This window comes from Rhizobium sp. 2YAF20, assembly GCF_052114685.1.
Taxonomy (GTDB): Bacteria; Pseudomonadota; Alphaproteobacteria; order Rhizobiales; family Rhizobiaceae; genus Rhizobium.
The window spans coordinates 55,011-79,259 of record NZ_JBFRFF010000002.1; the positions used below are offsets into that span (position 1 = coordinate 55,011).

The 24,249-nt window shown below is 57.2% G+C and carries 25 protein-coding genes; 12 read left to right on the forward strand and 13 right to left on the reverse strand.

Annotation, left to right across the window (positions count from 1 at the left end; translation table 11 throughout):
• Positions 1-26: 26 nt before the first annotated feature.
• Positions 27-1,301, reverse strand: a complete 1,275-nt coding sequence (locus AB4Z52_RS04410) for a polyhydroxyalkanoate depolymerase (protein ID WP_442216697.1) — start codon at positions 1,299-1,301, stop codon at positions 27-29.
• A gap of 191 nt (positions 1,302-1,492) precedes the next feature.
• Positions 1,493-2,335 (reverse strand): fumarylacetoacetate hydrolase family protein, encoded by an 843-nt coding sequence (locus AB4Z52_RS04415; RefSeq protein WP_442216698.1) that lies wholly within the window; start codon positions 2,333-2,335, stop codon positions 1,493-1,495.
• A 349-nt stretch (positions 2,336-2,684) separates the two neighbouring features.
• Here AB4Z52_RS04415 and AB4Z52_RS04420 point away from each other — a divergent pair, with 349 nt between their 5' ends.
• Positions 2,685-2,984, forward strand: a complete 300-nt coding sequence (locus tag AB4Z52_RS04420) for a DUF2218 domain-containing protein (RefSeq protein ID WP_442216699.1) — start codon at positions 2,685-2,687, stop codon at positions 2,982-2,984.
• A 62-nt stretch (positions 2,985-3,046) separates the two neighbouring features.
• Positions 3,047-3,646 carry a nitroreductase family protein gene (locus tag AB4Z52_RS04425; RefSeq protein ID WP_442216700.1) on the forward strand — a complete coding sequence of 200 codons (600 nt, stop codon included), beginning with the start codon at positions 3,047-3,049 and terminating at the stop codon, positions 3,644-3,646.
• Positions 3,647-3,708: 62 nt separating this feature from the next.
• On the opposite strand, the gene gyrB is transcribed toward AB4Z52_RS04425, so the two are convergent.
• The 5 genes from gyrB to AB4Z52_RS04450 all read right to left on the reverse strand — a co-directional run bounded on the left by gyrB (position 3,709) and on the right by AB4Z52_RS04450 (position 9,044).
• Positions 3,709-6,144, reverse strand: a complete 2,436-nt coding sequence (gene gyrB / locus AB4Z52_RS04430) for a DNA topoisomerase (ATP-hydrolyzing) subunit B (RefSeq protein ID WP_442216701.1) — start codon at positions 6,142-6,144, stop codon at positions 3,709-3,711.
• 149 nt (positions 6,145-6,293) lie between these two features.
• Positions 6,294-6,659, reverse strand: coding sequence for a helix-turn-helix domain-containing protein (locus tag AB4Z52_RS04435; RefSeq protein ID WP_442216702.1), 366 nt, complete (start codon positions 6,657-6,659; stop codon positions 6,294-6,296).
• Positions 6,656-7,228 (reverse strand): Smr/MutS family protein, encoded by a 573-nt coding sequence (locus AB4Z52_RS04440; RefSeq protein ID WP_442216703.1) that lies wholly within the window; start codon positions 7,226-7,228, stop codon positions 6,656-6,658. The genes AB4Z52_RS04435 and AB4Z52_RS04440 overlap by 4 nt, the downstream gene beginning before the upstream one ends.
• The gene (gene mltA, locus AB4Z52_RS04445; RefSeq protein ID WP_442216704.1) at positions 7,228-8,346 is read right to left on the reverse strand and encodes a murein transglycosylase A; all 1,119 of its coding nucleotides are present in this window, start codon (positions 8,344-8,346) and stop codon (positions 7,228-7,230) included. Before mltA ends, AB4Z52_RS04440 begins: the two co-directional genes overlap by 1 nt.
• Positions 8,343-9,044 carry a Tim44/TimA family putative adaptor protein gene (locus tag AB4Z52_RS04450; protein WP_442216705.1) on the reverse strand — a complete coding sequence of 234 codons (702 nt, stop codon included), beginning with the start codon at positions 9,042-9,044 and terminating at the stop codon, positions 8,343-8,345. The genes mltA and AB4Z52_RS04450 overlap by 4 nt, the downstream gene beginning before the upstream one ends.
• A 143-nt stretch (positions 9,045-9,187) precedes the next feature.
• On the opposite strand from AB4Z52_RS04450, the gene AB4Z52_RS04455 reads away from it, so the two are divergent.
• On the forward strand, positions 9,188-9,703 hold the full coding sequence (locus AB4Z52_RS04455; protein WP_442216706.1) for an FxsA family protein: 516 nt from the start codon (positions 9,188-9,190) through the stop codon (positions 9,701-9,703).
• An 86-nt stretch (positions 9,704-9,789) separates the two neighbouring features.
• Positions 9,790-10,269: a protein-export chaperone SecB gene (gene secB / locus AB4Z52_RS04460; protein ID WP_442216707.1), complete on the forward strand. Its 480-nt coding sequence runs from the start codon at positions 9,790-9,792 to the stop codon at positions 10,267-10,269.
• A 51-nt stretch (positions 10,270-10,320) separates the two neighbouring features.
• On the opposite strand, the gene dnaQ is transcribed toward secB, so the two are convergent.
• The 5 genes from dnaQ to AB4Z52_RS04485 are packed head-to-tail and all read right to left on the reverse strand — an operon-like array spanning position 10,321 to position 13,948.
• Positions 10,321-11,037 carry a DNA polymerase III subunit epsilon gene (gene dnaQ, locus AB4Z52_RS04465; RefSeq protein WP_442216708.1) on the reverse strand — a complete coding sequence of 239 codons (717 nt, stop codon included), beginning with the start codon at positions 11,035-11,037 and terminating at the stop codon, positions 10,321-10,323.
• Position 11,038: 1 nt separating this feature from the next.
• Positions 11,039-11,638 carry a dephospho-CoA kinase gene (gene coaE, locus AB4Z52_RS04470; protein WP_442216709.1) on the reverse strand — a complete coding sequence of 200 codons (600 nt, stop codon included), beginning with the start codon at positions 11,636-11,638 and terminating at the stop codon, positions 11,039-11,041.
• A complete protein-coding gene (locus tag AB4Z52_RS04475; protein WP_442216710.1) occupies positions 11,638-12,495 on the reverse strand; it encodes a shikimate dehydrogenase in 858 nt (285 codons plus the stop codon). Before AB4Z52_RS04475 ends, coaE begins: the two co-directional genes overlap by 1 nt.
• A complete protein-coding gene (locus tag AB4Z52_RS04480; protein ID WP_442216711.1) occupies positions 12,488-13,087 on the reverse strand; it encodes a Maf-like protein in 600 nt (199 codons plus the stop codon). The genes AB4Z52_RS04475 and AB4Z52_RS04480 overlap by 8 nt, the downstream gene beginning before the upstream one ends.
• Before the next feature lie 39 nt (positions 13,088-13,126).
• Positions 13,127-13,948 (reverse strand): pyruvate, water dikinase regulatory protein, encoded by an 822-nt coding sequence (locus AB4Z52_RS04485; RefSeq protein ID WP_442216712.1) that lies wholly within the window; start codon positions 13,946-13,948, stop codon positions 13,127-13,129.
• A 399-nt stretch (positions 13,949-14,347) separates the two neighbouring features.
• Between AB4Z52_RS04485 and hemE the strand changes: the two genes are divergently transcribed.
• The 8 genes from hemE (at position 14,348) to AB4Z52_RS04525 (ending at position 23,191) form a co-directional block, all read left to right on the forward strand.
• Positions 14,348-15,400, forward strand: a complete 1,053-nt coding sequence (hemE, locus tag AB4Z52_RS04490) for a uroporphyrinogen decarboxylase (protein WP_442216713.1) — start codon at positions 14,348-14,350, stop codon at positions 15,398-15,400.
• The gene (gene hemJ, locus AB4Z52_RS04495) at positions 15,384-15,923 is read left to right on the forward strand and encodes a protoporphyrinogen oxidase HemJ (RefSeq protein ID WP_442216714.1); all 540 of its coding nucleotides are present in this window, start codon (positions 15,384-15,386) and stop codon (positions 15,921-15,923) included. The genes hemE and hemJ overlap by 17 nt, the downstream gene beginning before the upstream one ends.
• Before the next feature lie 197 nt (positions 15,924-16,120).
• Positions 16,121-17,386 carry a transcription termination factor Rho gene (gene rho / locus AB4Z52_RS04500; protein ID WP_111163158.1) on the forward strand — a complete coding sequence of 422 codons (1,266 nt, stop codon included), beginning with the start codon at positions 16,121-16,123 and terminating at the stop codon, positions 17,384-17,386.
• A 110-nt stretch (positions 17,387-17,496) separates the two neighbouring features.
• Positions 17,497-18,822 carry a tRNA uridine-5-carboxymethylaminomethyl(34) synthesis GTPase MnmE gene (mnmE, locus tag AB4Z52_RS04505; protein WP_442216715.1) on the forward strand — a complete coding sequence of 442 codons (1,326 nt, stop codon included), beginning with the start codon at positions 17,497-17,499 and terminating at the stop codon, positions 18,820-18,822.
• 111 nt (positions 18,823-18,933) lie between these two features.
• The gene (gene mnmG, locus AB4Z52_RS04510; RefSeq protein WP_442216716.1) at positions 18,934-20,811 is read left to right on the forward strand and encodes a tRNA uridine-5-carboxymethylaminomethyl(34) synthesis enzyme MnmG; all 1,878 of its coding nucleotides are present in this window, start codon (positions 18,934-18,936) and stop codon (positions 20,809-20,811) included.
• 29 nt (positions 20,812-20,840) lie between these two features.
• A complete protein-coding gene (rsmG, locus tag AB4Z52_RS04515) occupies positions 20,841-21,458 on the forward strand; it encodes a 16S rRNA (guanine(527)-N(7))-methyltransferase RsmG (protein ID WP_442216717.1) in 618 nt (205 codons plus the stop codon).
• An 18-nt stretch (positions 21,459-21,476) separates the two neighbouring features.
• Positions 21,477-22,280: a ParA family protein gene (locus AB4Z52_RS04520; protein WP_442216718.1), complete on the forward strand. Its 804-nt coding sequence runs from the start codon at positions 21,477-21,479 to the stop codon at positions 22,278-22,280.
• A gap of 29 nt (positions 22,281-22,309) precedes the next feature.
• Positions 22,310-23,191: a ParB/RepB/Spo0J family partition protein gene (locus AB4Z52_RS04525; RefSeq protein WP_442216719.1), complete on the forward strand. Its 882-nt coding sequence runs from the start codon at positions 22,310-22,312 to the stop codon at positions 23,189-23,191.
• Positions 23,192-23,201: 10 nt separating this feature from the next.
• On the opposite strand, the gene holA is transcribed toward AB4Z52_RS04525, so the two are convergent.
• Positions 23,202-24,239, reverse strand: coding sequence for a DNA polymerase III subunit delta (gene holA / locus AB4Z52_RS04530; RefSeq protein WP_442216720.1), 1,038 nt, complete (start codon positions 24,237-24,239; stop codon positions 23,202-23,204).
• Positions 24,240-24,249 lie beyond the last annotated feature (10 nt).

Consider the following 24,249-nt stretch of genomic DNA (forward strand, 5'->3'; position numbering starts at 1 on the left):
TAAAACATTTTGGCCGATCAAATGCGCTAGGCGGACTTTCCGCCCTTGATGACGCGCTTGACGACCGGTTTGCGGCTCCTTGCGTGCTCCCCGGCAAAAGCCAGTATGCGCGGCGCGATCTCGCGGCGGAACCGCGAGCCGTTGAAGACGCCATAGTGGCCGACATCCGGCTGCAGATAGTGCATGCGCATTGCTTCGGGAATATTGGTACAGATTGTCTGCGCCGCCTGCGTCTGGCCGACACCCGAAATGTCGTCGTTTTCACCTTCGACGGTCAACAATGCGACGTTCCTGATTGCGGATGGATCGACACGGCGTCCGCGATGCATCAGCTCTCCCTTCGGCAGGGCGTGCTTCATGAAAACCTGATCGACCGTTTGCAGGTAAAACTCGGCCGTAAGATCCATCACGGCCAGATATTCGTCGTAGAACTCACGGTGCTTTTCTGGCTCGCCGTCATTCTTGACCAGGTGCATGAAGAATTGTTTTTGCGCGTTGACGTGGCGGTCGAGGTTCATCGACATGAATCCGGACAATTGCAGGAAGCCCGGATAGACAGGCCGCAAAAAACCCGGCTGCGGCCATGGGACATTCATCACAACGTTTTCGGCAAACCATTCGAGAGGCCTGTCCTCTGCAAGCTTGTTGACAGCCGTCGGATTGATGCGGGTATCGATCGGGCCGCCCATCAGCGTCATGGACGCTGGCGAAAGCGGATCGCCGGCTTCTTCCATCAGAGCAGCGGCTGCCAATACCGGCACTGAGGGCTGACAGACCGCGACCACGTGGGTATCGGGGCCAAGATGATGCAGCATTTCGATGACATAGTCGATATAGTCATCCAGATCGAAAGTACCCTCTGCAACCGGCACCATCCGGGCATCGATCCAGTCGGTGATATAGACGTCGGCGCCAGGCAGCAGCGCTTCCACCGTTCCGCGCAACAGCGTCGCATAGTGGCCCGACATCGGTGCGACAACCAGGATCCGCGGATCCTTTGCACGGCTGGCGGGCAGGCTGCGGTCGAAATGGATGAGCTGGCAGAACGGCTTCTTCCAGACAATCTCCTCACGCACGGGCACCGACTTGCCGTCGATCGGCGTCTCCTTGAGGCCAAATTCCGGCTTGGCGTAGCGGCGGGTCGTTCGCTCGAACACTTCCAGGCCCGCTGTCAGGGTACGGCCAAACATGGTGTCAGTCAGGGGATTGAGCGGATGGGTATAGGCCTGCCGCATCAGATCAGCTGCGGCTCGAATTGGCGCCATGGCAGCATGATTGAGTTCGTAAAGCTGGTAAAACATTGCAAGTATTACCTTTCAAACGACCGATAATCGCGTTCTCGATGGTGCGACCTTACTGAGTCTATTTGTGAACCTAACAGTTTTTGCTGCATGGCAATATAAATTTGCAACAATTGACACAGAGAATACCGCGGAAATGCTCCGCGGCATCCCTATTGCTTCGAACCGTTGATATCGCGGCAGACAATCACTTAGAAATCGGCCGCAAAGGTCTGCTTCTGATCGCCGAGGCCCTGTATTCCAAGCTCCACGACATCGCCCACCTTCAAATATTGCGGTGGCTTCATGCCCATGCCGACGCCTGGAGGCGTGCCGGTCGAAATAACGTCGCCAGGGTGAAGCGACATGAACTGGCTAAGGTAAGAGACGAGATGGGCGACGCCGTAGACCATCGTCCTGGTCGAGCCGTCCTGCATCGTCTTGCCGTTGACCTTCAGCCACATGCCGAGATTTTGCGGGTCCGGCACTTCCTCTTTCGTCACCAGCCAGGGGCCGATCGGGCCGAAGGTGTCGCAGGATTTCCCCTTGGTCCATTGGCCGGAACGCTCCGTTTGAAAGGCGCGCTCGGAAACGTCATGCGACACGCAATAGCCAGCGACATAGTCCAAGGCGTCGGCCTCACTGACATATTTTGCCGTCTTGCCGATGACCACGCCGAGTTCGACCTCCCAGTCCGTCTTTTCCGACCCGCGCGGAATGCGGACCGTATCGTTCGGGCCTACTATTGCCGAGCTTGCCTTCATGAAGATGATGGGCTCGGGCGGAACGGTCGCGCCGGTCTCTGCCGCGTGGTCCGAAAAATTCAGACCGATGCAAATGAGTTTTCCGGTGCCGGCAACGCAAGCACCGATGCGGCCTTTGGCAAGTTCGGGCAGGCTACTTTGATCGAGCGCTGCGATCTTTGCCAGACCCGCAGGGCCGATTGCTTCGCCGCCAATATCAGCGACATGTGCCGAAAGATCGCGAATCTTGCCGTCCTTATCCAGAAGCGCCGGCTTTTCCTTGCCGGGTTCGCCTACGCGCATCAGTTTCATGGGTCTTCCTTCCCTAGCTGCCTTTAATACTTATTCCGCCATATATGAACGAAACATTCACCTGTGTCATCATTCCATTTCACGGCCGAGACCGAGCTTCCTCGAAAGAGAATATCCACAAGGAGGATGGAGCATATCCCAATTGTCGTCCTCTCTTTTTCCGGCGCTGGACCTTAGGCGCGTTTCGGCGAACGGTCGAGGCTAGTCAAGTAAGCCCCATCAAAACAAGCAGCGACTTCGAAATCACGGTTTGTTGAAACGAAGCATGCCCGCTGGGATGACTTTTCCCTTTGCCGTCGCCAATCACCGGCCTAAAACCTGTCGACAACTGTCAACTTATGGAGCTTTCATGCCCACCTCGCATTCCATTGTGAAGACTGTCAACGCCAGCCGCTACCTGCAACAGCTCTGCAAGCATTGGAGCCACAAGTTTGCAGTCGAATTCAACGAGGAAACCGGAAAAGTACCTTTCAGCCCGGAGTCCGATGTCGTGTTCGAGGCTGATGAGAATGACCTGCGCATGGTCTTGCATGTAACCGATGGCGCAAATCTCGAGCGGATGCAGAACGTGGTGGCAGAACATCTCAAGCGCTTCGCCTTTCGCGAAGAGCTCGAAGTGGTCTGGACTAGGGGTGAAGGCGCGTTATAGATGCTCTTGCTCTTGCCACAAGGCGGTTTCAGCTGATCCCCCATCCACCGGAAAGAAATTTCATGACTAACACCAACAGCCGAGAATCACAGTATTCGATCGACAGTCTCTTTCTCGATCGCTGGTCGCCTCGGGCGTTTACCAACGAGACAATGCCGGAAGCTGACCTATTGACGATGCTGGAGGCAGCTCATTGGGCGCCCTCCTCCTCTAATCATCAGCCGTGGCGCTTCGTTTACGCGCTGCGCGGTTCGCAGCATTGGGATAGGTTTCTCGATCTGCTGATCGAATTCAACCAGGGCTGGGCGAAGACGGCTGCCGCTTTGCTGTTCGTGGTCTCCCGCACCCACACCGGCGAACTGGGATCTGCCGAACAGAAGCCAAACTACACCCATTCCTTCGATGCCGGCACCGCCTGGGGTTTCCTCTCATTGCAGGCGCGCCTATCTGGCTACTACGCCCACGGCATGGGCGGCATTCACCTGGACAGGATTCCTGAAGCCCTTGATATTCCTGAGGGTTATCGCGTCGAGGCTGGCGTCGCCATCGGCAAGATCGGCGATAAGAACCAGCTCCCTGAAAAGTTGCGCGAACGCGAATTTCCAAGCCATCGCAAACCGTTGTCGGACGTCGCCTTCAACGGCACTTTCATCGCAAAGTAGTGTGCCAAAACGAAAGAAAGGCCCGCGCGACAACCGTCACGCGGGCCTTTTCGTTACAATGACTAGATATCGAGGTTGGCGACGTTCAGCGCATTTTCCTGAATGAACTCGCGCCGCGGTTCGACCTCGTCACCCATGAGGCGGGCAAACAGACCATCGGCATCGACCGCGTCATTCACGCGCACCTGCAGCAACGACCGGACGTTCGGATCAAGCGTCGTCTCCCAGAGCTGCTCGGCATTCATTTCGCCGAGACCCTTGTAGCGCTGCATCGACAGGCCCTTGCGACCTGTTGCAAACACAGCTTCGAGAAGAGCTCGTGCTCCGGCAATCTCGGTTTCGCCGTCACGCCGGACCAATGTCGGCGGCACGTCGTAGATTTCCTTCAGGCGCGGCGAAAGCTGGTCGAGATAACGCGCATCTGAGGATCCGATCAGTCCCATATCGAGCGTCACGACTTCCTTCACCCCACGCACCATGCGCTCGAGACGAAGGCCGCCTTCGCTGTTGATCGTGCCAGCCCAGCCACGCTCCGTTTCCTCGGCGATGATATCGAGACGCCGGGCAACCTCCGTTGCCACGACCTGCGCGCGTGCACCGTCGCTGACAAGATCCGCGTTGAGCGCCCCGGCAATTGCCGCCTGCTCGACAACGGCGCGGTTATAACGCGAGTGAAGGTTCTCGAGCAGGGCGCGAAGACGCAGCGCATCGGCGATAACCGCGCGCAGATCCTGTCCGGCCCGCACTTCCCCGCCCCCGAGCCGGAGGCTGGCGTCATCAAGGCCCATTGCGATCAGATATTCTTCCAGCGCCTTCTCGTCCTTCAGATACTGAATCGATTTGCCGCGCGAGACTTTGTAAAGTGGCGGCTGGGCGATGTAGATATGGCCACGCTCGATCAACTCCGGCATCTGGCGGAAGAAGAAGGTCAGGAGCAGCGTTCTGATGTGGGCGCCATCGACGTCGGCGTCCGTCATGATGATGATCTTGTGATAGCGCAGTTTGTCGGCGTTGAATTCGTCCTTGCCGATGCCGGTGCCAAGTGCGGTAATCAGCGTGCCGATTTCCTGGCTCGACAGCATTTTGTCGAAGCGGGCGCGCTCGACATTGAGGATCTTGCCGCGGAGCGGCAGGATCGCTTGATTCTCGCGCGACCGGCCCTGCTTTGCAGAGCCGCCGGCGGAATCGCCTTCGACGAGGAAAACTTCCGACTTGGCAGGATCGCGCTCGGAGCAGTCTGCAAGCTTGCCCGGCAGCGATGCGATGTCGAGCGCGCCTTTGCGACGCGTCAGTTCGCGGGCCTTGCGCGCCGCCTCGCGGGCAGCGGCGGCTTCGACCACCTTGCCGACCAGGATTTTTGCGTCAGCCGGGTGTTCCTCGAGCCACGAACCTAACGCTTCGTTGACGAGGCTTTCCACAACAGGTCGAACTTCGGAAGAGACCAACTTGTCCTTGGTCTGCGAGGAAAATTTCGGGTCTGGCACTTTGACAGACAGGACGGCGGTCAGGCCTTCGCGGCAGTCATCGCCGGTCAGTGTGACTTTTTCGCGTTTGGTGATGCCGGAGGATTCACCATAGGAGGTGATCTGCCGGGTCAGCGCGCCGCGGAAACCGGCCATATGGGTGCCGCCGTCACGCTGCGGAATGTTGTTTGTGAAGCAAAGAACATTCTCGTGGTAGCTGTCGTTCCACCACATGGCGACCTCAACCGTGATGCCATCCTTTTCGCCGCGGATTGAAACGGGCCTGTCGACCAGAGGCTTCTTGGCGCGATCGAGATAGGTCACGAAAGCCTCGAGACCACCGTCATAGAGCATCTCTTCCTGCTTGACGTCGGAGTGACGCCGGTCTGTCAGCAGAATACGCACGCCGGAATTCAGGAAGGCGAGTTCGCGCAGGCGATGCTCCAGCGTGGCAAAATCGAATTCGATCATCGTGAACGTGTCGGTGCTGGGCTGGAAGGTAACCTCCGTGCCGGTTTCGCCGCCGCTGTCTCCGAGCGTCTTCAAGGGCGCATCGGCAACACCATGCGTGAAACTGATTTCGTGAATTTTACCCTGGCGCTTGATCTTGAGCTTCAGCCAGACCGACAGCGCGTTGACGACCGAGACGCCGACGCCGTGGAGGCCGCCTGAGACCTTGTAGGAATTTTGGTCGAACTTGCCGCCGGCGTGGAGCTGGGTCATGATGACCTCGGCTGCCGAAATGCCTTCGCCCGTGTGGATATCGGTCGGGATGCCGCGGCCGTTGTCGGTGACCGTCACTGAGCCATCGGGATTGAGCGTTACGGTCACCAGGTCGGCGTGCCCACCGAGAGCCTCGTCGATTGCGTTGTCGACGACTTCGTAGACCATGTGGTGAAGACCCGAACCGTCGTCCGTGTCGCCGATGTACATGCCCGGACGCTTGCGGACAGCATCGAGGCCCTTCAGAACCTTGATGGAATCGGCGCCATATTCGGCGCTTGCGGCGTTTTCAGTCGCGGGCGTATCGGTCATGTTTTTGAGGTCTTTCCAGTGTTTCTACAGAGAGCGCAACGATCCTGGCGAATCATCGGTTTTCCTCTCTGGACTATAGGTGACTTTTCCCCGAACTTCCAAATATATGGCCCCTAAGGCGTCCATAAAACAGGGGATTGAGGCGCTTTTCAGCCCCTTTTTCTGGTATTTTCGAGGAGGATGGCCACTTCGGCGACGGTCTCCATATCCAGGTGCCTGATCCGGGCGGCCAGGCGGTTGGCAAGGGCGGTATATTCCGGTGCCATGCCCGAGGTATCTATCACCACGCGAGGATCGGAACCCCTTGCCAGCATAAAGAGTTCTTCGGCCTCGTCCCAGATGATGTTGAAATACCCGGCGATCCGCTGCAAGAGGTCAAAGGTCGGCAAACCTCGCCTTCCGTGCTCCAACGCGGAGAGATAGGCAGGCGTGACGTTGAGCGCTGCGGCCATTTGCTTTTGCGATACGCCCTTGCGCTGCCGGAGCTTTCTGACTGCCTCGCCGAAGGGTGTCATTCGTGATCCCCCGGCCGCCGCGCCAGACGGATGTAAAGCGCGCCTTCGCCGCCGTGCTTTTGAGCGGCATCCTCGTAGGACGAGATCAGATAGCGAAACTCCGGCTTGGAAAACCATAGAGGTACAGCACGCTTCAGAGCCCCTTCGCTCCCCATCGAGCTGCCCTTGCCGGTGATGACCAGGACGTGGCGCATGCCGCGCTGGTGGGCGCGCAGCAGAAAATCCAGCAACATGCCGTGGGCCTCGCTTTGGAAAAGCCCGTGCAGATCGATGCGCGCCTCGAGCGGCAGCCGCCCCTTGGCTATCTTGCGCTTCACGGGCCGCTCCAGCGGATGGTGTGTGTGGGAAGGCTGTTTCTTTTGAACGGCGGAAGGCGTCGGCTTGTTCGCCGGTGTTGCCGCCTTGTCTTTTGCCTGCTCGATGTCGGCATCCTCGGCTGTTTGCCCGTCGGCGAGGAAGGCATCGAGCGCGTTCATATCCCGCTGCCGTTCCGGCAGCGGTCTCGTGCTCTTGGCGACCTTGCCCCAAAGGATCCGCTCCTCAGCGCTAAGCTTGCGATCCTTTGCCATCACATCAGCCTCGCGGCTGCCGCCTTCGGAACGAAGATGTAAAAGTCGGCCTCGTTCTTGACTGTGCCTGCAAGTTCGCCTGCCTCGTATCCCGATCCTGTGAAGATGTCGCCTCGCGCCGGCCCGACGATGGCCGAACCGGTGTCGAGTGCCAGCATCAACCGCTGAAATGGCTTGCCGCCGTCGAGATGGGTCAAGCTTTCCGAGCGGATGAAGAAGGGAAAGCCGAAGGTATGGATAAGCCGGTCGACCGCTAAAGAGCGGCCGGCAACCAGAGGCACCTTCGCCGCAGCGATCGGCCCGGCCCGGATGTCATCCACCGCAGCGTCGCGGAAGAAGATATAGGACCTGTTATGGGCAAGCACCTCGTCGACTTGATCGGGATGAGCGTAGAGCCAGTCTCTTATGCTCTGCATCGAGATTGCGGCCGGTGCGATCGCCCCACGGTCGATCAATAGCCGCCCGACCGGCGAAAACGGATGACCAGCCTTTGCAGCATAGGTGATGCGGCCGAGCGTGCCGTCGGGATAGCGCAGGCGCGCGGCACCCTGGACATGTACAAAGAAGACATCGACCTTGGATTTTGCCCAGGCAATCTCAAGGGTGCGCCCTTCGAGATAGCCACGCGCGATCTCTCCACGATCGGGATAGGCGGAAATGACGCCATCCTTTGATTGTCCAAACATATAGGACGGGTCGAGGTTCGATGGCCGGTTGCTGTCGTCGAGATCGATAAGGTCGGTGGGTCGGCGGTAAAAGGGATAGCGATAGACCGCGTCCGGCTTCGCCGCGACTTCAATCTCCGGTTCGAAAAAGGCCGTGACGAACCCATTCCTGCCTTCAGCCCGTCGAATGAAGAAGGGCTTGCAACGCTGCTCGAAGAAGGCCCGCGCCTCCGCCGCATTTGCTGGCGCAACGGTCAGGGCCTCATCTAGCAGCGGCAGAAGATCATCAGCGGTCAGGCCTGCTGAGCCGGTGCGGTAGGGCTTTGTATCGACGATGTAGCGGCGACAGGCCCGCATGGCGTCAAAAAGGCCGGAAGGGTCGTCGTCCTTCCAGCCCTTCAGTGTCTCGAAGGATATCGGCTCCAGTCTGAAATCCTGCCCTAGCCCACTCATTGCTCGGATTCGGTCGCCACGAGTTTCCAATTGGGATCGCGCGAACGCGTGTCGCGGGAAAAGGTCCAGACATCGCTGACTTCCGATACCTGTTCGGCATCGCCATCGACAATCTTGTCTGTCTTGTCATATGTCGCCGATATCATCTGGCTGACGATCCGCAGGGTGACCAGGGCTTCGCTGCCCTTCATCTCCACATGCTTGATGTCGGCCTTGTCTATGCCGACGAAGCTGGCCTTGACCTTTTCGCCCTTGGCTTCACGCTCCGAAATCGCCGTATCGAAACCCTCATAGACCTCGCGCGATAGCAAGCCCTTGAGCGCCTTTCGATCGCCATCAGCAAAAGCCATGACAATCATCTCATAGGCCATGCGGGCGCCGTTTACGAACTGCGTCGGCTCAAATGTCGGATCCGCCCTGTTCAGCTCACGCAACGAGTCATTCAGCGGCGTCCCCGGTTTTGAAAATGCGTCGATGGCTGCAAATCGGTTTTCATCTTCGACAACATCGCGCCTCGGCAAAGTGACGACCTTGCCTGCGTCAGGGGCGTCACTTGGTGGCGCCGCATCGCCCGGGGTATAGAGATCGCGCGGCGGCTTCTCGTTTCCGGTGCGGCGACCAAGCACGCTGCGCAACTGGAGAAAGATCAGCACCGCCGCCACGAGGAAAAAGAGCGTCACAAAGTCGTTCGAACCCATATCGTACCGGCACCACTGTTAACATTCTAGGTTTCAGTACCCATATAGTCTGCATCGACCGATCATTCAAATAGCGGAGCGGTATCTTTGTTGCGCGCAATCGATTAACGCTGCGAAGCAGACCATTCCAAGGACAGGATATCATGCGCCTATCGCTTATTCCCGCCATGATCTTTTTGATGCCGCTTGCGGAAATCGCCGGCTTTGTGATCGTCGGCAAGGCGATCGGCCTTTGGGCGACGCTCGGTCTCGTCGTGCTCAGCGCCTTGCTCGGCGCCGCACTGCTGCGCATCCAGGGTGTGGGTATACTCCGGCGCATTTCCAAAGAGAGCGAAAACGGCGGTATTCCCGGACGCGAGCTCGTCCATGGCGCGATGATTGTTGTCGCAGCCTTTCTCCTGCTATTGCCGGGTTTTCTGTCTGATATTCTTGGGCTGCTGCTTTTCATTCCGGGCGTGCGCGACCTTGCCTGGAAATTTCTGAGCCGCCGCATCGTCATCCTCGGCTCCTCGCCGGCGTTCAATCGAAGCGGAAACCGACCACACGCGTCAACGACGCCACAAAAAACGGGACCTGTCGTCGATCTGGACGACGGCGATTTCAGCCGCGAAACCGATCGAAAATCTCCCTGGTCGGATAGAAAACGCCTCGAGGATTAGCGGTTCCTCGAATCTGGCCGCAGGGTTGTAAGGCAGGTTTCGAAATGATAGATGGCGACACCCATTGATGCCGCGAGGAACAGCCCATGGCCGACGACAACATCAACGGCTCGCCCAACCCGAGCCTTTCCGTTCTTGCCCAGTACACGAAGGATCTGTCCTTCGAGAACCCCGGCGCGCCACGCTCGTTGCAGTCGCGCGACAAGGCGCCTGAGATCAATATCAACGTCAATGTCAACGCAAACCCGCTGTCGGATACGGATTTCGACGTTGTGCTGACTTTGAACGCCGAAGCCAAGGATGGCGACAAGATCGTCTTCCATACGGAACTGGTCTATGGCGGCGTCTTCCGCGTTACCGATTTCCCGCAGGAGCACATGTTGCCGCTGCTCTTTATCGAGTGCCCGCGGCTGCTTTTCCCGTTCGCCCGTCAGATCATTGCCGATGTGACGCGCAACGGCGGCTTCCCGCCTCTGATCATCGACCCGATCGATTTCGCAACGATGTTTACCCAGCGCGTTGCCGAAGAGCAGACCAGGGCGCAGGTCAACGTCGTCCCAAACTGACCTTCGATCTCATCGCCTAAGCAGAAAGCCCAGCCCCAGCCTGGGCTTTTTTTATTGGTTTGAAGAGCTGTATTTGGACCAGATGCCTTTTGACCCAAGTCTGGCGACCAGGGCTGTGTGGCCTTGCTGTTCCGCCTGGCTGACGCGGTCCGGCAAGGGCCTGGGTCGAGAATGAATCTCGACGATCCCTTTCTCGGTATCCGTATCGCGACTGTCTGAATTGGATGATGCTCTGACGCTTAGACCAAGCGCTGTTTGCCGGCCGCCAATCATCTCGATATAGACTTCGGCCAAAAGCTCAGAATCGAGCAACGCGCCGTGTTTGGTGCGGTGGGCATTGTCGATGCTGTAGCGTCGGCAGAGCGCATCGAGGGAATTCGGACCCATCGGGTGTTTGCGGCGGGCCATCGATAACGTATCGATGACCATTTCTGGCAGGATCGGCGGCATGCCAAGCCGGGCAAATTCTGCGTTCATGAAGCCCATATCGAATGTGGCGTTGTGGGCTATCCACTTCGCATCGCCAAAGAATTCGAGCAACTCTAAGGCCAGCTCGGAGAAAGGCGGCTTGTCTTTCAAGAATTCGTCGGTGATCCCATGAACCGCAAGCGCATCCGGATGGACCTTCTGCTCTCCTGGACTAACGTATCGATGGAAGGTGCGCCCCGTTGGGAAATGGTTGAAAAGCTCGATGCCGCCGATTTCGATGACGCGGTCGCTTCGGCTGTCGAGGCCGGTCGTTTCCGTATCGAAGATGATCTCGCGCATCTCAATGCTCCCTTTTTACCGTCTGCCGCAAATCCGCAATGATCTCGTCGACTTGTTTGCGCGCTGCTTTAATGCCGTCGCCGGTGTTGACGACATAATCTGCCCGCGCTCGCTTTTCCGCGTCAGGCATCTGGCGCGATAGAATCAGATTGAATTTCTCCTCCGTCATATCAGGTCGAGCAAGGACCCGGCGCCGTTGAATCTGTGGATCACTGCTGACGACAACGATTTTGTCTACCCTTTCCGCACCGCCCGATTCAAACAGCAGGGGAATATCGAGGACCACCAGGTCGGCGCCTCCCGCCTTTTGCTGCTCTAGAAAAGCCCGTTCGCGGGCGCGTACGAGCGGATGAACAATCGCCTCCAGCCGTTTGAACCCGGTTGGCTCAGATGAAAGTTGCTTTCCAAGCGCGACGCGATCGACGATCCCATCCCGGGTCGTGCCTGGGAATGCGGCCTCCACCAGTGGCACCGCTTCGCCGCGATAGAGATCGTGGACTGCGGCGTCCGCATCGTGAACAGCGACGCCGGCATCGGCAAAGAGTATCGCCGTCGTGGATTTTCCCATGCCAATCGATCCTGTCAGGCCGATGCGGATCATCAGAGCTTTTCCATATCGGCAATCACAAGCGCACGAAGGGTTGCATCGACAACGGGGCGCTTGCCGAACCATCTCTGGAAACCTGGGACGGCCTGATGAAGCAGCATGCCGAGGCCATCGACCGTGACAAGACCTTGCGCATCTGCCTGCGCCAGCAGGGGTGTCCTCAAGGGGATATAGACAATATCCGTCACGACCGCGTCAGTCGCCATCGGCGCAAAGTCAATCTGTGGCGCCGTCCTGCCATCCATACCCAATGACGTGGTGTTGACGAAAAGGCCAGCGCCGGCCATGACCTCGCTGAGCGCGCCCATCGGATGGGCATGGACCTTTTCGCCGAAGCGATCAGCAAGCTCCCGCGCACGATCGATCGTGCGGTTGACGACGTGAATTTCCTTGATGCCGCGGTCACGAACCGCCTGGATGATAGCCCGGCTGGCACCGCCCGCGCCGAGGACGATCGCCTTTTCGACCTGATCCCAGCCTGGATGGCATGCGTCGAGATTGGCGGTGAAGCCGCGGCCATCCGTATTTGTGGCGTGCAACCGTCCCTCTTCCAGCCAGAGCGTGTTCGCCGCGCCAAGTTCGGCAGACAGCTCATCCGGCCTGTCGGCCAGTCGGAGGGCCATTTCCTTGTGTGGGAGCGTTACGTTGCCGCCCACGAAGCCTGCCGAGCCATCCTTGAGAGCGCCGATGAATGAGGGGAACTGTTCGGCGGAGACTTCATATGCCTCGTAGCTGCCGGTGATATCAAGCTTTCCAAGCCAGTATCCATGGATCAAGGGAGAGCGGGAATGCTTTATCGGATAGCCGGTGACAAAGGCCTTTAAGGTTAATGTTTCACGTGAATCATCCATCGATCAAACCCAAACTGCGCAATTGCTGTAAGAGTGGCAACATCGGCAGCCCCAGGATCGTAAAATAGTCACCATCGATATGCGAGAAAAGCTGGATGCCTTCACCCTCCAACTGGTAGGCGCCGACGCTTGAAAGCGCTCGATTGCCCACCCTGGCGATATGGCGGTGAATAAAGTCCCGAGTCAATTTACGCATCGTCAGCTCGGCATGCGACACATGTTCCCAGACAACCTCGCTGCTTTTGGCGATGGCGACAGCGCTGTTCAAGCGGTGGGTCCTGCCCGACAGTATTTCCAAGTGGTTCTCCGCCTCGGCGATATCTTTTGGCTTGTGGAACACCCTGTCGCCGAGTGACATTGTCTGATCCGAACCAATGACGAAAGCCTCAGGGAAACGAGCGCTAACCTCTTGCGCTTTCGCCTTGGCCAGGAGCAAGGCGACCGCATCGGGGGTCGCACCTGATCTCTCGAGGGGCGCCTCGATGGCTCGTTCGTCGATATCGGCCGCCATCGCGTCGAAGCCGAGCCCGGCGTTTTGCATCAACATCCGGCGGAATGGGCTTGAGGAGGCGAGTATAAGGCGCAATGTCATGGACGAGGGGACCTCAATGCGGCTGCCAATGGATTGCGCTTAACGCAGCTTCGGCCGGAGGGCAACAATCGCCGCGGCCGTTTCCTCGATGGAGCGGCGTGTGACGTCGATGATTGGCCAGTTATGTCGTGCGCAGATGGATCGGGCATATTTCAGTTCTTCAGAAATGGTGGCACGGTCCGTGTAGCCACCGCGATCGAAGCCTGCCGTGGCACCCAGTATTCGATTTTCGCGGACTTGCGAGATTCGGTCGGTGGTGGCAACCAAGCCGACGATCAAAGGTCTTGTTGCCTTGATCAAGCTTTCAGGCAGGGCCATGCCGTGAACGATGGGGATATTGGCTGTCTTGATGCCCCGGTTGGCGAGATAGATGCTGGTGGGGGTTTTCGATGTCCGGCTAATGCCGATGATGACGACATCGGCATCATTATAGTCATCGGGCATCTGCCCGTCGTCGTGATCCATCGTGAAATTGAGTGCTTCGATACGGGCAAAGTATTCAGCGTTCATCACGTGCTGTGCGCCGACCCGCCGGCGGGAGATCGCGCCGAGATGGGTCTGGAACACATTCATGACCGGTTCGAGCACATTGACGCAAGGGACGCTCATTTCTCGGCACCGCCCGTCGATCAGATCTGCAAGTTCGCGATCGACGATGGTGTAGAGGACGATGCCGGGGCTCGTGTCGATCGCTTCCAGCACCGGCATCAGCTGGCGTCGGTTGCGGATGAGCGGATAGACGTGTTCGATTGGCTGGCTTCCGTGAAACTGCGCCGAAACCGCGCGACCGGCAGAGATGAGGGTCTCCCCGGTTGAGTCAGAAATCAGATGAAGGTGAAAGAAGTTTGTCCGGTTCTCCACGCTATTTTCCGTCATCTGTTGATAAGTGGGGAGAGCCCAATGGTTTTGAAGATCGTTGATCCGGGCGGTGGAAAAACTGCCGAGTTTTCCACATTGGCAATTTCTGGCGATACTCCATATGAACCCTGTGGGTAATGTTGATAAGTCCTATCGTGTCGCCGTTATCCCCAGGCTGTCCACAGCTTGGATCTCGGCATGGCAAGCTTCAGGTCGTTGTTTGGAAACGTAGAATTGGAATTTCCCACGTTTGTCGCCGGATGTCTTTGAATTTCTCCATCGCAGCCATGGCAGGCGCGTCAAAAGGCGGCGGGTGTGGACAGCTTTTAATCCTTGATAGTCACCGACTCTTAGAAATAGAAACCTTAAGATTAGCTTTATATTTATATGGGGACTTGGCCATTGAGTGATGAGAGCAGGGCGATTATGAAGGTGTTGGGCGGGGAGACGCTGACGCCTCCTCCCATCTGGCTCATGCGGCAGGCTGGGCGCTATCTTCCCGAATATCGGGAAACCCGCGCAAAGGCTGGAAGTTTCCTCGATCTTTGTTATTCGCCCGACTACGCGGTGGAGGTCACGCTTCAACCGATCAGGCGCTTCGGGTTTGATGCAGCCATCCTCTTCTCCGATATCCTTGTTGTTCCGGATGCACTGAAGCGGAACGTCCGTTTTACCGAGGGTCACGGTCCGGAAATGGATCCGATAGACGAGGCGGGGATTAGGGCGCTGAAGGGGAAGGATGTGCTGGCCCATCTCGCTCCGGTATTTGAGACACTGAGGCGGCTTCGTGTCGATCTACCAGGTAAGACGACCTTACTCGGGTTTTGCGGCGCTCCGTGGACAGTCGCAACCTATATGATCGCTGGCCACGGAACCCCGGATCAAGCACCGGCGCGGTTATTTGCATACCGCCATCCGGAGGCGTTCGAGCATTTGCTGATGCTGCTCGCGGAAATATCTGCCGACTATCTCGTGGCGCAGATCGATGCCGGTGCCGACGCGGTACAGATATTCGATTCCTGGGCGGGTGTCCTCGGCGGGCCGGAGTTTGAGGCTTTTGCCGTTAAGCCTGTTGCCAGAATAATCACTGCCGTGAAGGAACGGCGGCCCGCGGCGCGGATCATCGCTTTTGCAAAGGGGGCTGGGCTGATGCTCAAGGACTACCGACAGAAGACCGGTGCTGATGCGATTGGCCTTGATTGGACAGTGCCCCTGCCCCTTGCCGTCGAGCTGCAGAAGGACGGGCCGGTACAGGGCAATCTCGACCCGATGCGCGTTGTGGCCGGCGGCAGGGCACTGCTGGAGGGCGCGGATGACATTCTCCAGCATCTGGGGCATGGGCCGTTGATATTCAATCTCGGGCACGGCATCACGCCTCAGGCTGATCCGCAACATGTTGCTGCGCTTGTCGAGCGGGTCCGCGGTGGGAGGGCGACTGATGGAAAAAAGGACTGACCTGCGACCCGCTAGTTATGCACGGACCCGGGCCTATCTCGCCATTGCAGTCTTCGTCGCGGCAGCGATCGGGCTTGTGTTCTGGAAACCCGATAATCTCTATCTGTGGGTTAAGGCTTTGCACATCATCGCGGTGATTTCCTGGATGGCTGGATTGTTCTACATGCCGCGGCTATTCATCTACCACACTGAAGCGGAACCTGGTTCTGTGCAGTCGGAGACGTTCAAGATGATGGAGCAGAGGCTGCTTAAGGTCATCATGAACCCGGCGATGATGCTGACTTGGGTGTTCGGGCTTTATCTCGCCTGGTCGACATATCGCTTCCAGGGGGGGTGGCTGCACGCAAAGATTGCTCTTGTCGTGCTGTTGACCGCAGTGCATATTTTTTTCAGCCGCTCGGTAAAGGCGTTCGCTCGCGACGAAAACCTGAGATCAGCGCGGTTTTGGCGCTATATGAACGAGGCACCGACCTTGCTGATGATAGCGATCGTTATCCTTGTGGTTGTCAAGCCTTTCAGTTAAGTAGGATTGCTGATGGGCCAGTTTTAAATTTGCTTCATTTTGGGCACCCCCCTTGCAGGGTTTCACGTGAATCGCTATTTTCCGGCCAATCTCATCTTCGTGGCATGTATCCATTCAGTCGCCCGCGAGTTTTTGTCGCGGTACCGATTCGACAAACATCGCCTTTCCCCTTTTAAAAACAGAGTAATGGTCCCTTCATGGCTGAAATGAAGCTTCAAGAACTTAAGAGCAAGCCTCCGACCGATTTGCTGGCATTTGCCGAATCGCTCGAGGTCGAAAACGCCAGCACGATGCGCAAGCAGGAATTGATGTTTGCGATCCTGAAGGTGCTTGCCAGCCAGGATGTTGAAATCATCGGCGAAGGTGTGGTCGAGGTTCTCCAGGACGGCTTCGGTTTCCTGCGGTCCGCCAATGCAAACTATCTGCCAGGCCCTGATGATATTTATATTTCTCCTTCGCAGATTCGTCGTTTCTCCCTGAAGACGGGTGACACTGTTGAAGGCCCTATCCGTGGCCCCAAGGAAGGCGAGCGTTATTTTGCCCTGTTGAAGGTCAACACGATCAATTTCGACGACCCGGAAAAGATCCGCCATAAGGTCCATTTTGACAATCTGACGCCGCTTTATCCAAATGACCGTTTCCGAATGGAACTCGATGTTCCCACAACAAAGGACCTGTCGCCGCGGGTAATCGATCTGGTGGCGCCGCTCGGCAAGGGGCAGCGCGGGCTTATCGTCGCGCCGCCTCGCACCGGCAAGACCGTTCTGTTGCAGAATATCGCCCATTCGATCACAGCGAACCATCCCGAATGCTACCTGATCGTGCTTCTGATTGACGAGCGGCCCGAGGAAGTGACCGACATGCAGCGCTCGGTGCGCGGCGAGGTGGTGTCCTCGACTTTCGACGAGCCTGCGGTTCGTCACGTGCAGGTGGCGGAAATGGTCATCGAGAAGGCGAAGCGATTGGTTGAGCACGGGCGCGACGTTGTCATCCTGCTTGATTCGATTACCCGCCTGGGCCGCGCCTATAACACCGTCGTTCCCTCCTCCGGCAAGGTTCTAACCGGCGGTGTTGATGCCAATGCACTTCAGCGGCCGAAGCGCTTCTTCGGTGCCGCTCGTAACATCGAAGAGGGCGGCTCGCTGACGATTATTGCGACGGCGCTGATCGATACCGGCAGTAGAATGGACGAGGTTATTTTCGAAGAATTCAAGGGAACGGGCAACTCCGAAATTGTTCTCGACCGCAAGGTTGCCGACAAGCGGATCTTTCCCGCCATGGATATTCTCAAATCAGGCACTCGAAAAGAAGAGCTTCTGGTGCCCCGTCAGGATCTGCAGAAGATCTTCGTTCTGCGCCGCATTCTGGCCCCGATGGGGACGACGGATGCCATCGAATTTCTCATCGACAAACTCAAACAGACAAAGAACAATCCGGATTTCTTCGACTCGATGAACACCTAACTTCATTAGCCGGATTCGTTTAACGTCTACTCGGGTCGCAATCTGCGGCCCGATCTTGCTTTAGGTAAATGAATCGATTCGGACGCGGATCGGTTCGAGGCGTTGGCGTGATGAACTCTGACATCGACACGATCTTTGCGCTTTCGAGCGGCGGCTTACCGTCCGGTGTTGCCGTTGTACGTGTGAGTGGTCCGCTTGCTCTCGAAGTTGCGGCACAGTTGGTGAAAAGCTTACCCGCGCCGCAGCAAGCCGCGGTTAGAACGATTCGGATGCGCAACGGTCTTGTGCTCGATCAGGGTTTGATTCTTGCTTTTCACCGGCCGGCATCCTTTACTGGCGAAGATTGTGTCGAATTTCAAATTCATGGCGGCAAGGCGCTGGTTGCGGCATTACTGGACGAGCTCTCAACATTCGAAGGTTGTCGGCTGGCCGAACATGGCGAATTCTCAAGACGGGCACTTGAGAACGGCAAGCTCGATTTGGTTGAGATCGAAGGCCTGGCCGACCTGATCGCCGCGGAGACAGAAATGCAGCGTCGCTTGGCGGTGGAGCAGAGCTCCGGCGGCCATTCACGCCTGTACAGAGCCTGGGCTGATCGCATTACCCGCGCACGCGCCCTGATAGAGGCTGAACTCGATTTCGCTGATGAGGAGGATGTCCCAGGATCGGTTTCTGACCGTGTCTGGGCTGATATGGCGGTGGTTCTGTCGGAGCTCGAAGCACATCTCGCCGGCGCTGCATTCGGCGAGATTATTAGAGATGGGCTGAAAGTGGTGATAGCCGGACCTCCAAACAGCGGCAAGTCGAGCCTGATGAATGCGTTGGCGGAACGAGACGTCGCGATCGTGACAAATATAGCCGGCACTACGCGAGACATCTTGCAGGTCGATCTTGATATTGACGGTTTTGCGGTAAAGCTCTTCGATACTGCCGGTCTGCGTGAGACGGACGAGGTCGTCGAAGTCGAGGGTATTCGACGGGCCCTTAAGAAGATCGAGGACGCCGACATCGTCCTCTCGTTGGCGGAAGTTGGCGAACGTGCCGAAGAGCGGTTTCCCGACTTCAGTGGCAGCGTGGTGCGGATCGGAACAAAGGTCGACCTGCCGCTGGATGGCCCCTGCCTGTATGAATACGATCTACAGCTGTCCGCAAAGACTGGAGCCGGACTGGCTGAGCTGCGTGCCTGGCTTGCGAAGGAGTTGCACGGGTTCGAGTCCGGTTACTCACTGGCGCTGCCAAGCAGGCTTAGGCACCGCCAACTTATCGAACATGCCGCTAAGATGTTGAACGTTGCAGTGGGCGATGGCAAATCGGCGCTAGAGGTTCGCGCTGAATTTCTGCGGCTTGCAGCCGACGGCTTGGGCCGAATTACCGGGCATGTTGATGTCGAAGACCTCCTGGAGATCATTTTCTCAGAATTCTGCATCGGGAAATGATTCACGTGAAACAGTGGATGCTCCTATTGCGAGTCTCGAGAAGTGTTTCACGTGAAACCTTCTTGACTCTCCAAATCATTATGCCAAAGAAGGCGAAAGGCGGGAGTCCGCATGTTCACAAAGAAATATGACGTTGTTGTTGTTGGTGGTGGGCACGCCGGCTGCGAAGCCGCGGCTGCTGCTGCGCGTATTGGCGCCTCCGTGGCAATCGTGACCCACAAGCGCGAAACCATCGGTATTATGTCCTGCAACCCGGCAATCGGAGGGCTTGGTAAAGGCCACCTCGTTCGCGAGATAGATGCCTTGGATGGGCTGATGGGCCGGGTCGCGGACGCTGCCGGCATTCAATTCCGAATGCTCAATCGGAAGAAGGGGCCGGCCGTTCGCGGACCTCGCACGCAAGCGGATCGCAAGCTCTACCGCTTGGCGATGCAGGCCGAGCTGGAGGCAATTTCAAACCTGGATATTATCGAGGGTGACGCCTTTGATCTCGAAATTCGTGATAGCTCGGTCGCTGCCGTTATTTTGAAGGACGGCCGCGTTTTTTCCTGTGGCTCCGTCGTCTTGACGACGGGCACCTTTCTTCGCGGACTGATCCATATAGGCAACCAAAAGACGCCGGCGGGCAGAGTAGGCGAGGAACCGTCCTTGGGTCTTTCCCGCACCTTGTCGAGATTAGGTCTTGCCCTTGGGCGGCTGAAGACCGGGACGCCTGCACGCCTTGACGGGCGGACTGTCGACTGGGATGCGGTTGGCCGTCAAGGTGCAGACGATCAGCCGATTCCGTTCTCCTTCATGACGGATAGCATCGCAAATCGTCAGATCGATTGCGGCGTCACCCGGACGACGCCGCAAACCCATAAGATAATTGCTGATAACTTGGGAAAATCGGCGATGTATTCCGGCCAGATTGAAGGCGTCGGTCCACGATATTGCCCATCGATCGAGGACAAGATCGTCAAGTTCGGCGAACGCGATGGCCATCAGATTTTCCTTGAGCCGGAAGGCCTGGATGACGACACCGTTTATCCAAATGGCATTTCGACATCACTTCCGGCCGAAGTTCAGGAAGCTTTCATACATACCATTCCGGGACTGGAACGAGTTCGTATTCTTCAGCCGGGATATGCCATCGAATATGATCATGTCGATCCTCGCGAGCTGACTGCAGCGCTGGAAATGCGGAAGATGCAAGGGTTGTTTCTGGCTGGCCAAATCAATGGCACAACCGGTTACGAGGAGGCGGCGGCGCAGGGATTGGTTGCGGGGCTCAATGCTGCCAAGTGTGCTGCTGGCGAGCCAGCTATTCGTCTTAGCCGCGCGGAGTCCTATATTGGAGTGATGGTGGACGATCTGACGTCTCGGGGCGTCACTGAGCCCTATCGGATGTTTACTTCGAGAGCGGAATACAGGTTGTCGCTTCGAGCGGACAATGCAGATCTCCGGCTGACGCCACTTGGTGTGGCGATTGGTTGTATCGGCGGGGAGCGCATCGCGCGCTTCGGGAGTTATACGTCAAGCATTCGGGCCGCGCGCGAGCTGCTTCAGGCGCTCAGTGTGACGCCGCGCGAGGCGGAACGAGCTGGGATACATCTCAATCAGGATGGGCAACGTCGTACGGCTTACGAGCTGCTATCTTACTCTGAACACTCTATATCGTCGCTGTCGCGGCTGTGGCCCGAGTTGGCTGATATTGATCGGCGCTCTGGTGAGGCGCTTGAGATTGAGGCGGCTTATGCTGTCTATATGGAGCGCCAAGCTTCCGATATAGCGCAGACAAAGCGAGAAGAGGAAAAGCTAATTCCGCCAGAGTTCGATTTTTCAGCACTTTCTGGTCTGTCGAATGAATTGAAGCAAAAGCTGAGTGCTGCGCGCCCGGGCAGCATTGCGCAGGCCGCCAAGGTCGATGGGATGACGCCAGCTGCTCTTTCTCTTCTTATTGCGTATTTGCGTAAATCCATTGCGGCTGACTTGCGCCGTTTTGCATAGGGGATGTTGCAAAGTATGAGAGTCCTTTCATGCAAATAAACGGTGTGCGTGTTTCACGTGAAACACAGGCAAGGCTGGAGCACTTTGCGGCTCTCTTTTTAAAATGGTCACGATCGATCAATTTGGTGGCTCCATCCACCGTCAAGGACCTATGGGATCGTCACATTGCCGATAGTGCGCAGATATTTCAGCTGTGCCCCGAGCCCATTCATTGGGTGGATTTAGGCAGCGGTGGTGGGTTTCCGGGGATTGTGACGGCAATCCTGCTCGCTGAAGTGGGAGACGGGCGCGTTGATCTTATTGAAAGTAATCAAAAAAAGGCCGCCTTTCTCCGCGTTTGTTTGATGGAATGCGAGGCTCGCGGTGCGGTTCACGCCATCCGAATCGAGGCGGCAGCGAGCGCAATACCCACCTGTGACGCTGTGTCGGCTAGGGCGCTTGCCGACCTCGAAGCTTTGATGGGCTATGCGGCGCCTTGGGCGGCGGACAATGAAAAACTGAGGCTGCTGCTGCACAAAGGCCGGGATTATCAGCGCGAGGTGGAGAAAGCCCGTGGCCGTTGGGAATTCGATCTGTTAAAACACGTCAGTGTTGTCGATCCGGACTCGGTCATTCTCGAAATAGCCAGGCCGCGACGAAAAATCTAACATAATCGGGTGTGCGGCATGGTAGGCGAACGGAACCGGATTATTACCGTAGCAAATCAGAAGGGCGGCGTGGGAAAGACGACCACGGCGATCAATCTGGCGACCGCGCTGGCGGCGATCGGCGAGCGCGTCCTGATTATCGATCTCGATCCGCAGGGAAATGCGAGCACCGGCCTTGGGATCGAGCGCCGCAATCGCAAGCTCTCGTCCTACGATGTTATGGTCGGCACCCATAGTGTTGGCGAGACTGTCGTGGAAACGGCGGTTCCCAATCTCTTTATCATTCCATCGACGATGGACTTGCTGGGCGTTGAGATGGAGATTTCTCAGCAGAGCGACCGGGTGTTCAGGCTCCGAAGAGCGCTTCAATCGCCCGAAGCCCATTCATTTTCCTATATCCTTGTTGATTGCCCGCCTTCCTTCAATCTTCTGACGATGAATGCCATGGCAGCCGCGCATTCGGTTTTGGTTCCTTTGCAGTGTGAATTTTTCGCACTGGAGGGGCTTAGCCAACTGCTGGAGACGGTGGAGCAGGTGCGCCGGACGGTCAATCCATCCCTGGATATTCAGGGTATAGTCCTTACCATGTTCGATGCCCGCAACAATTTGGCCCAGCAGGTGGTCAGCGACGTCCGTACGCATCTAGGGGAAAAAGTCTATCATACGTTGATTCCGCGCAACGTACGCGTGTCCGAGGCCCCTTCCTACGGAAAGCCTGCAATTCTCTACGATTTGAAGTGTGCCGGGAGCCAAGCCTATCTGCAGCTGGCATCGGAAGTTATTCAGAGAGAACGGCTGCGAAAAGCAAAAGTCGCCGCCTGATCGACTGTCGTAAGAGTGAGTGATATGCAATGAACGATGATCTTTCAAAGCGACGCCTGGGACGTGGCCTTGCGGCTCTAATCGGCGAAATGGACCAGCCGGACCCCGTCGATACGGGCAAGTCGCCTATCAATCCCGATCGTATGGTTCCGATCGAGTTTGTCAGCCGGAATCCAAAGAACCCAAGACGCTACTTCGATGAAACGGAGCTCCATGATCTCGCAGCGTCGATCCGTCAGCATGGTATCGTTCAGCCGGTCGTGGCGCGTACCGTCGCCGTCAGTCGCTACGAAATCATAGCCGGCGAACGACGTTGGAGGGCTGCCCAGCTCGCGGGCCTGATAGAGATCCCCCTCATCGTACGCGATGTCGATGACAAGACAGCCCTCGAAATTGCCATTGTCGAAAATGTCCAGCGCGCCGATCTCAATCCGCTTGAAGAAGCGCTCGGTTACGAGCAGCTGATTGCCGAACACGGCTATACGCAGAATGATCTCGGGGAGATTATTGGCAAGAGCCGCAGTCATGTCGCCAATTCGCTGCGTCTTTTGAAATTGCCGGATTCTGTTCGCGATCTGCTCGCGGGCGGCAGCCTGTCTGCCGGGCATGCCCGTGCGTTGGTTTCCACATCCGATCCTGCGGCACTTGCCCGCACAATCGTTTCCAAGGGCATGTCGGTGCGTGATGCAGAACGCCTGGCCCAGAACGATATCAAGGCTCAAAGTGATCCACGTCCCGCTGCGGGGCGTGACGCGAAGGATTCGGATACTGTAGCGCTCGAGCGCACCTTGTCAGACGCACTTGGGCTCGACGTGATCATCAATCACAAAGGCAGCGGCGGCCAAATCCGCATTGCGTATAAGAGCTTGGAGCAGCTGGAGGAGATATGCCGGCTCCTGGAGCGGCGGTGACGCGTCTTGCCTAGTTCTTTCGCGCGGATTGCAGCGTCGTGGATAGCAGCGTCTGCAGGGCGATGCTGTCCTCCAGGCTCTGGCGCTGGCGACTTTGGTAGATGGCGGCCTGCAATCTGTTCATCTCGCGGGCGATGGCTGCCCCCGTCCAGGTCTGCAGCGCTCTTTCAATGACGGGCTTTCGTTTGAAATGCAGATGCCGGCCATGCGTCTGTATCACCTGTGCGGCTCCGACCCGCTTGTCATCCATTTCGGCCCGCATGGTGTCCAGCAGCTGGAACTGTCTGAGGCAGCCTTGGAGAACAAGAAAGATCGAAGTCTTGGACGCGATGATCTTTTGAGTTGCGTGAAGAAAGGCTTCCGTATCGCCCCTCAATATAGCGTCGACAGCGTCATCGGCCGATACCGCACTGGCGTCGCCGATAATGTCGCCGACATGCTCTTCGTCGATGGTCGCAAGGCCCCGGCAATAGAGAGACAGCTTTCTCACTTCATTTCGTGACGCGATCCTGTCGCCGCCGAGCAGATCAAGCAGCATATGCCGCGCGGCAGGCGTAATTCTCAGGCTTTCATTGGCCAGCTCATGGTCAATCAAACCGTTGAGGGCCTTGGCGTCATCCGTATAGCAGGGAATACCGATAACCGCGCGGTTGCTCTCGGCGATCTTGCGGAGAGCCGAACCCTTCTTCAGATCACCAGCCTCGACGATAAGAAACGCACTGTCCGGCGGGTTGGCAGCGATCACCTGCAGGGAATCAATAAGTGCCTTTTCATTCGCGGCGCCTCGTATCCAGACGAGGCGTTCACCGCCAAACAGACCCATCGCGTTCGTCTCGTCGATCAATCGACCTGCGTCGTTATGCAGATCCCCAACATCGAGCTTGATCAGCGCAAATGGGTCGTCCAAAGGGACTTTCGTTTCGCCGGCAATAAGCGCGGCACGTTCCGAAACGAGACCACGGTCAGGGCCATAGACGATAAAAATCCTGTAGCGCTTTGCAGCAGTCGGCAGAAATCCCTCGAACTCATGAGATTTGATTTCTGACATACCGCGACCC

Coding starts and splice junctions, on each gene's coding strand:
- AB4Z52_RS04410 (WP_442216697.1), bottom strand. CDS start 1,301: ATGTTTTACCAGCTTTACGAACTCAATCATGCTGCCATGGCGCCAATT.
- AB4Z52_RS04415 (WP_442216698.1), bottom strand. CDS start 2,335: ATGAAACTGATGCGCGTAGGCGAACCCGGCAAGGAAAAGCCGGCGCTT.
- AB4Z52_RS04420 (WP_442216699.1), top strand. CDS start 2,685: ATGCCCACCTCGCATTCCATTGTGAAGACTGTCAACGCCAGCCGCTAC.
- AB4Z52_RS04425 (WP_442216700.1), top strand. CDS start 3,047: ATGACTAACACCAACAGCCGAGAATCACAGTATTCGATCGACAGTCTC.
- gyrB (WP_442216701.1), bottom strand. CDS start 6,144: ATGACCGATACGCCCGCGACTGAAAACGCCGCAAGCGCCGAATATGGC.
- AB4Z52_RS04435 (WP_442216702.1), bottom strand. CDS start 6,659: ATGACACCCTTCGGCGAGGCAGTCAGAAAGCTCCGGCAGCGCAAGGGC.
- AB4Z52_RS04440 (WP_442216703.1), bottom strand. CDS start 7,228: ATGGCAAAGGATCGCAAGCTTAGCGCTGAGGAGCGGATCCTTTGGGGC.
- mltA (WP_442216704.1), bottom strand. CDS start 8,346: ATGAGTGGGCTAGGGCAGGATTTCAGACTGGAGCCGATATCCTTCGAG.
- AB4Z52_RS04450 (WP_442216705.1), bottom strand. CDS start 9,044: ATGGGTTCGAACGACTTTGTGACGCTCTTTTTCCTCGTGGCGGCGGTG.
- AB4Z52_RS04455 (WP_442216706.1), top strand. CDS start 9,188: ATGCGCCTATCGCTTATTCCCGCCATGATCTTTTTGATGCCGCTTGCG.
- secB (WP_442216707.1), top strand. CDS start 9,790: ATGGCCGACGACAACATCAACGGCTCGCCCAACCCGAGCCTTTCCGTT.
- dnaQ (WP_442216708.1), bottom strand. CDS start 11,037: ATGCGCGAGATCATCTTCGATACGGAAACGACCGGCCTCGACAGCCGA.
- coaE (WP_442216709.1), bottom strand. CDS start 11,638: ATGATCCGCATCGGCCTGACAGGATCGATTGGCATGGGAAAATCCACG.
- AB4Z52_RS04475 (WP_442216710.1), bottom strand. CDS start 12,495: ATGGATGATTCACGTGAAACATTAACCTTAAAGGCCTTTGTCACCGGC.
- AB4Z52_RS04480 (WP_442216711.1), bottom strand. CDS start 13,087: ATGACATTGCGCCTTATACTCGCCTCCTCAAGCCCATTCCGCCGGATG.
- hemJ (WP_442216714.1), top strand. CDS start 15,384: ATGGAAAAAAGGACTGACCTGCGACCCGCTAGTTATGCACGGACCCGG.
- rho (WP_111163158.1), top strand. CDS start 16,121: ATGGCTGAAATGAAGCTTCAAGAACTTAAGAGCAAGCCTCCGACCGAT.
- mnmE (WP_442216715.1), top strand. CDS start 17,497: ATGAACTCTGACATCGACACGATCTTTGCGCTTTCGAGCGGCGGCTTA.
- mnmG (WP_442216716.1), top strand. CDS start 18,934: ATGTTCACAAAGAAATATGACGTTGTTGTTGTTGGTGGTGGGCACGCC.
- rsmG (WP_442216717.1), top strand. CDS start 20,841: ATGCAAATAAACGGTGTGCGTGTTTCACGTGAAACACAGGCAAGGCTG.
- AB4Z52_RS04520 (WP_442216718.1), top strand. CDS start 21,477: ATGGTAGGCGAACGGAACCGGATTATTACCGTAGCAAATCAGAAGGGC.
- AB4Z52_RS04525 (WP_442216719.1), top strand. CDS start 22,310: ATGAACGATGATCTTTCAAAGCGACGCCTGGGACGTGGCCTTGCGGCT.
- holA (WP_442216720.1), bottom strand. CDS start 24,239: ATGTCAGAAATCAAATCTCATGAGTTCGAGGGATTTCTGCCGACTGCT.